The sequence below is a fragment of the Providencia sp. PROV129 genome, assembly GCF_028482245.1.
GTDB lineage: Bacteria > Pseudomonadota > Gammaproteobacteria > Enterobacterales > Enterobacteriaceae > Providencia > Providencia vermicola.
Window position 1 is genome coordinate 350,432 of record NZ_JAMPQD010000008.1, and the last position, 11,188, is coordinate 361,619.

Annotated in this window: 17 protein-coding genes; 1 reads left to right on the forward strand and 16 read right to left on the reverse strand. The window is 39.0% G+C overall.

Annotated features, from left to right (window positions below; genetic code table 11):
• Positions 1–146: 146 nt before the first annotated feature.
• From argO to PSF27_RS06690, 3 genes are all read right to left on the reverse strand, one after another.
• Complete coding sequence (argO, locus tag PSF27_RS06680; protein ID WP_272681142.1) at positions 147–779, reverse strand: arginine exporter ArgO; 633 nt, start codon at positions 777–779, stop codon at positions 147–149.
• A gap of 178 nt (positions 780–957) precedes the next feature.
• Positions 958–1,824 (reverse strand): small-conductance mechanosensitive channel MscS, encoded by an 867-nt coding sequence (gene mscS / locus PSF27_RS06685; protein ID WP_206082663.1) that lies wholly within the window; start codon positions 1,822–1,824, stop codon positions 958–960.
• A 142-nt stretch (positions 1,825–1,966) separates the two neighbouring features.
• Positions 1,967–2,332 carry a YacL family protein gene (locus PSF27_RS06690; protein ID WP_206082664.1) on the reverse strand — a complete coding sequence of 122 codons (366 nt, stop codon included), beginning with the start codon at positions 2,330–2,332 and terminating at the stop codon, positions 1,967–1,969.
• 180 nt (positions 2,333–2,512) lie between these two features.
• On the opposite strand from PSF27_RS06690, the gene PSF27_RS06695 reads away from it, so the two are divergent.
• The gene (locus PSF27_RS06695; RefSeq protein ID WP_206082665.1) at positions 2,513–2,890 is read left to right on the forward strand and encodes a VOC family protein; all 378 of its coding nucleotides are present in this window, start codon (positions 2,513–2,515) and stop codon (positions 2,888–2,890) included.
• 54 nt (positions 2,891–2,944) lie between these two features.
• Here PSF27_RS06695 and acnB read toward each other — a convergent pair whose 3' ends face one another.
• The 13 genes from acnB to PSF27_RS06760 all read right to left on the reverse strand — a co-directional run.
• Positions 2,945–5,542: a bifunctional aconitate hydratase 2/2-methylisocitrate dehydratase gene (gene acnB, locus PSF27_RS06700; RefSeq protein WP_272681143.1), complete on the reverse strand. Its 2,598-nt coding sequence runs from the start codon at positions 5,540–5,542 to the stop codon at positions 2,945–2,947.
• Between the two features lie 441 nt (positions 5,543–5,983).
• Positions 5,984–6,337: a VOC family protein gene (locus tag PSF27_RS06705; RefSeq protein ID WP_206082666.1), complete on the reverse strand. Its 354-nt coding sequence runs from the start codon at positions 6,335–6,337 to the stop codon at positions 5,984–5,986.
• 247 nt (positions 6,338–6,584) lie between these two features.
• The gene (locus tag PSF27_RS06710) at positions 6,585–6,947 is read right to left on the reverse strand and encodes a hypothetical protein (protein ID WP_206082667.1); all 363 of its coding nucleotides are present in this window, start codon (positions 6,945–6,947) and stop codon (positions 6,585–6,587) included.
• A 55-nt stretch (positions 6,948–7,002) separates the two neighbouring features.
• On the reverse strand, positions 7,003–7,287 hold the full coding sequence (locus PSF27_RS06715) for a hypothetical protein (RefSeq protein ID WP_206082668.1): 285 nt from the start codon (positions 7,285–7,287) through the stop codon (positions 7,003–7,005).
• 73 nt (positions 7,288–7,360) lie between these two features.
• Positions 7,361–7,708 (reverse strand): DUF3969 family protein, encoded by a 348-nt coding sequence (locus tag PSF27_RS06720; protein ID WP_206082669.1) that lies wholly within the window; start codon positions 7,706–7,708, stop codon positions 7,361–7,363.
• Between the two features lie 96 nt (positions 7,709–7,804).
• Positions 7,805–8,029 (reverse strand): hypothetical protein, encoded by a 225-nt coding sequence (locus PSF27_RS06725; protein ID WP_272681144.1) that lies wholly within the window; start codon positions 8,027–8,029, stop codon positions 7,805–7,807.
• 29 nt (positions 8,030–8,058) lie between these two features.
• A complete protein-coding gene (locus PSF27_RS06730; RefSeq protein ID WP_136135330.1) occupies positions 8,059–8,529 on the reverse strand; it encodes a hypothetical protein in 471 nt (156 codons plus the stop codon).
• A gap of 153 nt (positions 8,530–8,682) precedes the next feature.
• Positions 8,683–8,895, reverse strand: a complete 213-nt coding sequence (locus tag PSF27_RS06735) for a DUF7336 domain-containing protein (RefSeq protein ID WP_210837173.1) — start codon at positions 8,893–8,895, stop codon at positions 8,683–8,685.
• 16 nt (positions 8,896–8,911) lie between these two features.
• Positions 8,912–9,178: a hypothetical protein gene (locus PSF27_RS06740; protein ID WP_272681145.1), complete on the reverse strand. Its 267-nt coding sequence runs from the start codon at positions 9,176–9,178 to the stop codon at positions 8,912–8,914.
• Positions 9,179–9,296: 118 nt separating this feature from the next.
• Positions 9,297–9,725 (reverse strand): hypothetical protein, encoded by a 429-nt coding sequence (locus PSF27_RS06745; protein WP_272681146.1) that lies wholly within the window; start codon positions 9,723–9,725, stop codon positions 9,297–9,299.
• On the reverse strand, positions 9,694–9,825 hold the full coding sequence (locus tag PSF27_RS06750; RefSeq protein ID WP_255254425.1) for a hypothetical protein: 132 nt from the start codon (positions 9,823–9,825) through the stop codon (positions 9,694–9,696). Before PSF27_RS06750 ends, PSF27_RS06745 begins: the two co-directional genes overlap by 32 nt.
• 24 nt (positions 9,826–9,849) lie before the next feature.
• On the reverse strand, positions 9,850–10,215 hold the full coding sequence (locus PSF27_RS06755) for a DUF596 domain-containing protein (protein WP_094962980.1): 366 nt from the start codon (positions 10,213–10,215) through the stop codon (positions 9,850–9,852).
• A gap of 8 nt (positions 10,216–10,223) precedes the next feature.
• The coding region (locus PSF27_RS06760) for a hypothetical protein (protein WP_272681147.1) at positions 10,224–11,188 on the reverse strand (965 nt) is incomplete at its 5' end.

An 11,188-nucleotide genomic window follows, 5' to 3' on the forward strand; every position in this document is an offset into this window, starting at 1 on the left:
CAATACAATAATTTGTCGCTAAAAAAGGGACAGTTCACCATAAACTATCCCGAGTACAAATTAACAGTAACACATCATAAAAAAAGTGCAGATCAGAATAATAAGAAATTCATAGTATTTATCATTCTGTTGAGGTTATGTTGTTATTAGGATACTAGCCCCAATCCTTTAAGCCCTTGTATTGCAAGTTGAAATGCAATAAACCACATCACACTTCCTACAAAGATATTAATAATTCGCTGTGACGCTGGCTTATTCAATACAGGCGAGAACCAAGCAGCCAAAATCGCTAATGCAAAAAACCACACAAATGATGCTGTCAGCGCGCCTGCCGTAAACCAAGGCCGTAATTGGCTTTCTAATTGCCCTCCCACGCTACCAAGCACCACGAATGTGTCCAAGTAAACATGCGGATTTAGCCATGTGACGGCAAATAGCGTAACTATCACTTTCCAGCGAGTAATCACTTTATTTTCAGCTTGTAAAACAACATCATCTGGGCTGAGTGCAGTACGGAACGCACCATAGCCATACCACACCAGAAAAATAACCCCTGCCCATGTAATTAACTGCATCAATATTTCGGATTGGCTCAATAGAGCGCTGCCACCAAATACCCCACCAATAATTAACATGGTATCACTTAAAGCGCATAGAAATGCACTCATCATATGAAACTGTTTACGACTGCCTTGTTGTAAAATAAAGGCATTTTGTGGCCCTAGCGGTAAAATCATCGCTGCACCAAGAAGTGCACCCTGGATATAAGTTGTAAACATGCAAAAAATCCTAATAATTATTCAGTTTGTACACGCAAATAGTAACGAGAAAAAATTATTAGTGGAAATGATTAACTCTAATAGGTCATAAGCTAGGCTTATATAATAGAATGGGAATACAGAGACAAAAATAGCGCTATAAATAGCGCTATTTTATTGAGTCTAATTAAAAATTCTTTTATTGAATTTTGTGGGTTTCAGAACCTTGTTTATGTACATGTACATCCATTTGTGGGAATGGAATACCAATGTTGTGCTTATCTAATGCACGTTTGAATTCTTCTAACAAATCCCAATAGACAGGCCACGCATCACCATTTGTTGTCCAAAAACGAACTAAATAATTTAATGACGATGGAGCCATATCATGCAAACGAATAGTCACACCTTTACCGTGTTGAATACGGCCATCAGCAGCAACAATGTCACCTAAAACTTTTTTCACCACATCAATATCAGAATCATAAGCCACACCAATAATAATATCTTGACGACGGTTAGGCTCTCGAGTTGTGTTGATGATATTATCTGCGATTATCTTACCGTTCGGAATAACAATAATTCGGTCATCGGCTGTTTTCAGTGTAGTGGAAAAAATCTGGACATTTTGCACTGTACCTTCCACTGCACCAATAGACACATATTCTCCCGCTTTCAGTGGTCTAAACACCACCAGTAATACGCCTGCAGCAAAGTTACCCAGTGAATTTTGTAATGCTAAACCAACCGCTAAACCAGCTGCACCCATCACCGCAATAACAGAAGCCGTTTGAACGCCAATCTTGCCTAAAACAGCAATTAAGGTAAATGCAACAATGGTATAACGCGCAATTGCCGATAAAAAGTCACTAACAGTGCTATCAATACCTTTTAGGGTCATCACACGGTGTAAACCGCGACCAACCCATTTCGCAATCATCATACCGACAATCAGGATGACAATGGCAGAAACAATATTCACCACATACTGGACTAACAGATCTTGGTTTGCGACAAACCAGTTCGTTGCATCATTCAACGCACCTGTAACATCATCAGTATTCATATGTGTGTTCCTTTCGCTTTTGTTATCAAAAAATAAATTTCCGCTAGCTTATCTTAACTAAAGCGTTAAACCGCTAGTTTCACACTGCAAATAATAATGATAATTTGTTAAAATACAAAACTTATCACTAAAAAAAATGCATTTATCGATTTTCGATAACAAAAACACGATAATCCTTTAACATTAAGAGGAAGTCGTCAATACCACAAAAGGCAACGCTTTCATTATCATAGTAGCTCATTCCCTCTTCAAGCCCCTCAGTTTCAAACGACAACTGATTGGCTTTAATCATCACTTCTTCATCATCAAGTAGCAGCGTGTATTCATGGCCAATCAGCTCCCACTGATTTTCGCTGCCTTTTATTTTTTCGTAATTTTCTTCGATAGTATCGAGCAGACTAAGGTCGTTTTTAACCTCTTCATTTAGCCAATATCCAATCGCCTCATGATCCATCGAGAATTTTGCGGAAATAGCGCCTGTTATGTCTTGGAAAAATTGGTAGTCCATATGCAATACCTCTACTCTTGCGTCATTATGGCTCAGTATAACGCGAGACAATTCGATTTGTTGAGCGGTATTAACGCCTATTGCACGATATTTAAAGAAAGGCATCAATTTCAACGCCGCCTCGATAAAATTCGCTTAAAATTAATGCAAATGATATGAATGCAATGAATAGGAGCGGCAATGATCAATCGCTTAGACCATATCGTCCTGACGACAACACAATTAGACGCCTGCCTTGATTTTTACCAGCGCGTTTTAAAAATGCAGGTAATAACCTTTGGTGAACAGCGTTATGCCCTACAATTTGGCCAGCAAAAAATCAATATTCATCAGTATGGTAAAGAGTTTGAACCCAAAGCACACTTGCCTGTACCCGGTGCGTTAGATTTGTGTTTTATCAGTGACATCCCTCTCACTGAAGTTCAGGCGCATATTCAGCAGCAAGGGATCGAGATTATTGAAGGGCCCGTTAGACGAACAGGGGCAATGGGCCCCATTCTGTCTATTTATTTACGTGATGTGGATTTAAATCTGATTGAAATTTCGGAATATCTTTAGACAATAAAAAAGGCCTCTAGTCAGTAGAGGCCTCATCGTTAACAAAATAACAGATTACACTGCGGTTTGGAAAATCACACCGTCAGCTTTTTCCGTATATTGTGATAACTGGTCAAAGTTCAGATAGCGGTAGGTATCTGCCGCAGTTTCATCCACCTTGTCCATATATTGCAGGTATTCCGCAGGCGTTGGTAAACGACCTAACAATGACGCAACAGCGGCCAACTCAGCGGATGCAAGATACACATTCGCCCCAGTCCCTAAACGGTTAGGGAAGTTACGTGTTGAGGTCGAAACGACGGTAGCGCCATCTGCCACACGTGCTTGGTTACCCATACACAGTGAACAGCCTGGGACTTCAATACGTGCCCCACTCTTACCAAATACGCTGTAATAACCTTCTTCCGTTAATTGTGCGGCGTCCATCTTCGTTGGTGGAGCAACCCATAAACGTGTTGGTAATTGGCCTTTATGCGAGTCTAATAACTTACCTGCGGCACGGAAGTGACCAATGTTAGTCATGCAAGAACCGATAAACACTTCATCGATTTTCTCGTTCTGAACATCAGACAGCAAACGCGCATCATCAGGGTCATTTGGTGCACACAGAATTGGCTCTTTGATATCATTTAAGTCGATTTCAATTACAGCTGCATATTCCGCATCTGCATCACCTTCAAGCAGTTGCGGGTCCGCTAACCAACTTTCCATCCCTTTAATACGACGTTCGATAGTACGACGGTCGCCGTAGCCTTCTGCGATCATCCATTTTAACAGGACGATGTTAGATTGCAGGTATTCTGTGATTGGCGCTTTATCCAGTTTGATCGTACAACCTGCGGCTGAACGCTCAGCGGATGCATCCGCTAATTCAAACGCTTGTTCAACTTTCAGTTCTGGCAGACCTTCGATTTCTAAAATACGACCAGAGAAAATGTTTTTCTTCCCTTTTTTCTCAACCGTCAGAAGGCCATCTTTAATCGCATATAATGGGATAGCATGTACAAGGTCACGTAACGTGATACCTGGCTGCATTTCACCTTTAAAGCGCACCAATACAGATTCTGGCATATCCAGAGGCATAACCCCTGTTGCCGCAGCAAACGCCACCAAACCAGAACCCGCTGGGAACGAAATACCGATTGGAAAACGTGTATGGGAGTCACCACCTGTACCAACGGTATCTGGTAACAGCATACGGTTTAACCATGAGTGGATAATACCATCGCCTGGACGCAGAGAAACACCACCACGGTTCATGATAAAATCAGGTAATGTGTGGTGAGTTGTTACGTCAACGGGTTTTGGATACGCCGCCGTGTGACAGAATGACTGCATAACCAGATCCGCTGAGAAACCAAGGCAAGCTAAGTCTTTGAGCTCATCACGGGTCATTGGGCCTGTTGTATCTTGTGAACCCACAGAGGTCATTTTTGGCTCACAGTATTCACCAGGGCGAATACCCGGACGACCGCAAGCACGACCCACCATTTTCTGTGCTAATGAGAAACCACGATTGCTTTGTGCAACAGATTTCGCATGACGGAAGACGTCGGTTGCTTCTAACCCTAATGACTCACGCGCTTTGCTAGTTAAACCACGACCGATAATCAGTGGAATACGACCACCTGCACGCACTTCATCAATCAGCACGTCAGTTTTTAATTCAAACGTTTCGAGTAACTCATTGGTTTCGTGGTTGCGAACTTCACCTTTAAATGGATAGATATCAATGACATCCCCCATATTTAGTTTAGACACATCCACTTCTATTGGTAGCGCACCCGCATCTTCCATTGTATTAAAGAAGATAGGCGCAATTTTGCCACCTAATACCACACCGCCACCGCGTTTGTTCGGCACGAATGGAATATCATCGCCCATAAACCACAATACGGAGTTAGTTGCAGATTTACGTGAAGAGCCCGTACCCACAACATCACCGACATACGCCAGTGGGAAGCCTTTTTTGCTCAGCGCTTCGATTTGTTTGATTGGTCCAACGTTACCTGCGTCATCTGGTTCAATACCATCGCGCGCATTTTTCAGCATCGCTAACGCGTGCAGAGGGATATCTGGGCGTGACCATGCATCTGGTGCAGGTGATAAATCATCGGTATTGGTTTCGCCTGTCACTTTAAACACTGTGACAGTCATTTTTTCGGCTAACGCAGGGCGTTGTTTAAACCACTCGGCATCTGCCCATGATTCAATAACTTGTTTCGCGTGTGCATTCCCAGCTTTCGCTTTTTCTTCTACATCGTAGAAGTTATCGAACATTAATAAAGTGTGGGAAAGGGCTTTTGCCGCGATAGGAGCTAATTTAGCATCATCCAGCGCTTCAATCAGTGCATGGATATTATATCCACCCTGCATAGTACCAAGCAGTTCAATCGCTTTTTCAGGGGAGATCAGAGGGGAGGAAGTTTCGCCTTTTGCGATAGCGGCTAAAAATCCAGCTTTTACGTACGCTGCTTCGTCAACACCAGGGGGGACGCGGTTGGTCAGCAGGTCTAACAAGAAATCTTCTTCACCTTTGGGTGGGTTTTTCAGTAACTCTACCAGTGCAGCTACTTGTGACGCATCTAATGGCTTAGGGACAATCCCTTGAGCGGCACGCTCGGCTACGTGCTTACGGTATTCTTCTAGCACGACGTTCTCCTCGCTTCTTTGTTATTTATATACCCGGCTGTCTGCACCTTATTGACAAAATTATCATCCGGTGCCAGGTCAGAGGAATTTGCTCGCATAATCTCAATGGCGGTAAAATTATGCCCAGCTTCGGGCTCTCAGCATAGCAGAATTTAAACGTAATGTTAATTCATTCACAAGAAAGTAACATTTATCTACTAACTTCATGCCTTAACACTTAATTACGGGTTATTTTTTAGCTTAAGAGACTATAAATCATCATAAAAAGCTGAAAAAACCATACTTTTTATAATGCATTTTACTGAGTAAAGCACCCTCTTTTGTGGCTTTTTCCCTCAGGTATCACAAATTATATTTATTATCGCAATTTTATTTACATTACTAATTGATAAGGTAAATCATTGCGATTGGTTTTTATAAACTTAAAGGATTTAATTGATTTTATTGACCTTTTATTCCAAGCAAGTTTCCGAAGGGATCAACGAACTGACACATTTGCTTGTTACCATCGATTAACATCGGTCCACGATACAACTTAGCCCCTAGCTGAGTGAAATGCCCAAAAGCCAAATCAAAATTATCGACCTGCCAATACAATACCGTCCCTTTTTTACCCTCGCTCACTTTGGCATCCGCTTGTACCACCTCAATGGTGAAATCCCCGACATGTAATAAGGTGAAATCAAAATCAGGCAGGTACTCCGCCCTAGCATGTGGAAAGGCTTGTTGGTACCAAGCCAAACCCGCTTGAACATCAGGTACATGAATTAAAATTGCAGTGGGTTTTAGTTCCATAGCGCTTTCTTATTGATATGTATTATTTTATTTTAGCTTACACGAATGATTGAAAGTTAGTAGATGCAGATAAGGTGTAAACAATAGCCAAACCAACATTTGCCTACACCTTTAGCATCATCAAGTCAGATCATATTGCGTGTTTTTCTGATAAATAACGAAGAATGGCTAATACATTGACTCTGTAAATATACAGAACTATTTACAGAGTAATATTGTATTGTTCTAACCCAATTTAGATAAAAATTTAGGAACCCACATATTTTCCTGATTCATCTCGCCATAAAATTGCTGGCATTTCATAAAAGTAGAAATTCAACTCATCATCATCTTCTGCTTTCGCATTTTCAGGCCAGTGTTGTTCAAGATAATTCATAATATCTTGGCTATTCGCACTCCAGTACGGAACCACTTTGCCTAAAGGGTCATCTGGTGAACAAAATTTAATTACTTGCTCATCTAATAAATCTTTTATCATAGAAAAAAATATACTTCGATGTTCATAGAAAGATTTATTTGAATTCCAACCCACGATGGAACCAAAGAGCCCTGATAACCATAACCCTTTTGAATCATTCAAAATTTCATTAAAATATAACGTTTTTTCCATTATAGACTCACTTAAAACCAGCTATTGCTTACACCTTTAGCGTCATCAAATCAAATTATATTGCGTGTTTTTCTGATAAATAACGAAGAATGGCTGATATATTCTTTAAGTTATATTTTACAAGTAGTTCATTTTCTTTAGCTTTACATAGCATCTCATAATCAGCCTCTAATTGCCCAATATCTAACTGAGTAGGCTCATTGTATATATCATAAATAGATTCAGAAGGCACATTCCAATAAAAATCTGCATCTAAGTCTATATTATCCATTCCCTGTACTTTCATTTCTTTGAAAATGGCTACTATAGCCTCTTCCAGTAGACTCAGTTCTATTTTCATATTTTAACCTTTACCATTCTTAATTTCATTTATGTTCTTTTCAAATGTTTCAATTTATGTTCTAAACATTTAGTTAGTCATCAATAATATTAATTTCTTTATCAATTAACCGTCCTAAATTTTCACTATGAGAGATTACTGATAATGTTTTGTCTAATAGATCTTTTATCTGAACGTGAAGATCTTCTGGATATAAACTTGCCACATCATCTAATTCACAACCTAGGTTTATTATATCTATCAATTTTTCCTCAGAACCCATTTGTTCAAGTAACTTGGCCAAATACGGTTTGAAAATGAATCCTTCCGCTTCATCAATTGATATCAAATTTTTATCTAATGCAGTTAATACACCTAAAGTTAATAAGCTTATAAATTTGCTCGTCTGTTTATCACTAATACTATAATTAAGCCTAGTCACCTATTACTCCAACCGCATTTAATTTTCACATTAATGACTCTGCCACTTTGGTTACCCTACGCTAAAAATGGAGGAACCAACCTGCTTATGCGAGAATCAAACTAAAGGTTCTAAACGTAAAAGATGATCTTTAGCTTTCTCTATCAATAATAAAAATTCACTGTAATTAAATTCTAAAAAATCCGTGTCAGGATAAATAATAATTTTTACCTCTTTCTTATCTTCAGAAAGTGAAATTTCCCCCCACTGAACATCATTAAAGGAGAGCTCAGCATATAAATCATCTCGGCTTAAAGAACTTCCAACACTGTATTCCAACATAAAATCCCCCCATCAATCATTTGCAAACATTATGGCTCTCTAAAACCAATAAATTTCTTACCATCTATACTAAATCTTAATACCCGACCATCAGGTGATTTAGCATCAATCACTTCAATTCTTTTCCTATTTTCATAAATAGTTCTAGGTCTTATTATTACATTTGGATTATCTAATATTTCATCGATTAATGCTCTAGCTTCCTGATTCAATACTGAAGCTTTTTGGTTGGAATACGAGTATGCAGATCCTTCCCTACCTCCATGCTTTTGGAGCGATCTGCCAGCATTTGTTAAACCATTACGATTGATTTCTGATGCTGCTTGCTTTAGTTCTTCTTTAGAAGGAAGACCATTATTTTTTATAGAGAACTCATCAGGTTCCCACCCCTCCGGTCCTCCTGCCCTAGAGCCCCCTACCTCTACTTTGTCTGAATTTGATAACTCTTTTCCAACATTTGGATTTTTTGCTGCTTTATCTAAATCATTTGAGCAACTCATGCCAAAAGAGCAATCAAACGTTTCCGCTAGGCCATCACGTATTGCCTAAGGTAGCCACTCCCCCCTCCAGACTGTTGATTATACGGCTGGCTGAGGGGGAGTAAAGCGGCTAAGGAGATCCCTGCACAGAACTGGACTCTCTCTTTAATTACTTTAAACTACAAAACCATCAACCCAACCATCTCTATCTAGAACTTCTTCACTAATACTAAACCCATCAGGGTAATCTATGAATCCAGGTTGATTAGATACCTTGTCTTGAGCCTTTTGAGCAAGTTCAAAACTTGAATAAATTCCAATGATTTTCATATCTTCATCCTTGGTATCTTCATCTCGAATATGGTAGAGCATATAAACTGTTACCATTATTTACTCCTATATATTATTTAGGATCGACGAAAGCTCTATCGCCCCATTTCTTGATCTGATTAAACTCACTTTTAGCACCTTTAGAATAATTACCTTTTCCGTATTTAGCATCTAGTAACCTTTCGGCAAATTTATTGCCATTTTCACCCACTAATAGTTTTTCTCCTTTAGCCCAACTAGGTACATCTTTAGCTCCTTCTTTACCACTAATTCCCAGTTTAGGTACCTGTGGTTTTTCTGAAAGAAGAGCTATATCGTCTAACTTAAAGGTGTCTATCAAGTCGGTGGCTATTCAATTTAAATAAATTAAAGATGCCTTACAGGCAGTTGATTATCTGGATAATTAAGCAATTCTTTGTATTGAGAGGAACGAACTTAAACCAGCTCAGATAGAAAATTTAGGATCCCATATATTTTCCGGATTCATCTTTCCATAAAATCGCTGGCATTTCATAAAAATAGAAGTTCAAGTCGTCATCATCTTTTGCTTTAGCATTTTCAGGCCAGTGCTGTTCAAGATAATTAACAATTTCTTGACTATTAGCATTCCAATACGGAACAACTCTACCTAAAGGGTCATCTGGAGAACAAAATTTAATTACTTGCTCATCTAATAACGCTTTTACCATAGAGAAAAATATAATCCTATGTTCATAGAAAGATTTGTTTGGATTCCAACCAACGATTGAACCAAACAACCCTGATAGCCATAGCCCTTTTGCATCACTAATAATTTCATCAAAATGCACAACTTTTTCCATATTAAAGGATAACTGGTTAATTGCAGCCTCAAAACTAGCCTTCCACGACTTTAATTTCTCTATCAACCAGTCGCCCAAAGGTTTCACTTTGTGAAATTACGGTGATGCTTTTCTGTATTAACTCATCAATGCTCGCTTGGAGCCGTTCTGGAATTAAACATTCCATAGATAGAATCTGCCCTTGATAGTTCTACGTCCATTCTACTGTCCCATCTTTAAGTATCCAAACGGCTCCGCCAGGGCATTCTTCATCAAAAAACCAAAACTGATCAATTAATTGCTCTTCTGTTTCTGGAAATGCAGTATAGAAGCACTGTAATTGTTCATCTATTGAACCACTTAAAAATTTACCATACTTAGCTAATTTTAACTTTCCATCACGTAGTAACTTGTCTAAGAACCAAAAAAATATTTTTTTCCTTTCCTGAAAAGGAAAATTATCATACATGGCATGGAGCGAAGGAAGCATATCTGGCGTGAGATACGCCCATAACCCATCAAGGGCTTGGGTTTCAGCGTATTCAGCAATAGTTTTATATTCAATATTTGATATCATCTTATTTATTACCTAAACTTGATCTCTGCGTTTCTTCCAAGACCGTTCTCTACTTGGCGTAAAGTTGGATTATTTCTTATTTGGACTGTCCAGCGAGCACCTGTTTGTTCTGCCGAGCTAGATACGCTCCTAAGGGTTATCATTGTACCATCAGTTAGTTTGGCAGTATAAATACCATCTTTTACCTTAGTTAGGGGTTGAGCAGCTAATTGTTCAGCATAATTATATATCTGTTGGTCTGTTAAGTTTTGACTATCATAAATCCTCGTTGAATAACGATTTCCTCCTACACCTTGTTTAATTGTTTGACCGTCAATAGTTATAGTCTGAGAAGGCGAGTCTTTATCATAAACCCTCGCTAATTCTTCAAAATTCTTTTGTTGCTGTTCCTTATGGCGAGCATGTTCCTCATCCTCTGGCTCCCAACCATCCGGTGTACCAGAAGTACTACCACCTAATTTTGCTTTTTCTGAATTAGATAACTCCATTCCCATATTTGGATTTTTTGCTGCTTTATCTATATCATTTGAGCAACTCATGCCAAAAGAGCAATCAAACGTTTCAGCTAAGCCATCGCGAATATTGCCTAATGTCTTTTCGATGCCTTTTACAATATTGCTATTTGCCGTTTGTGTTACTTGTGAATTTGAAGCAACGCCATGAGGTAATGTAGGAACATTCGGTGTGGGAACAGCAAATACACTACTTTGGGCTATTTTCAGCTTATTTAATTCATTTACATTAAACTGAATTTTATCCGTAATACTTTTATGTTGTCTCTTAATTTCGAGCAATTGATTTCTAGCATCGCGGTCAGCTCGCTTATTAACCGCATCTATATATAAATCTATATTATCAAAAGGAAACCTCGGTATACCCGGTATATTATCGTCAAAATCATCTGCGAGGAGCCTGTCTCTATCTTCAATAGTGCGAAATTTAAAGGTTGCTGAAATTTTTAATTTTGAGGAGC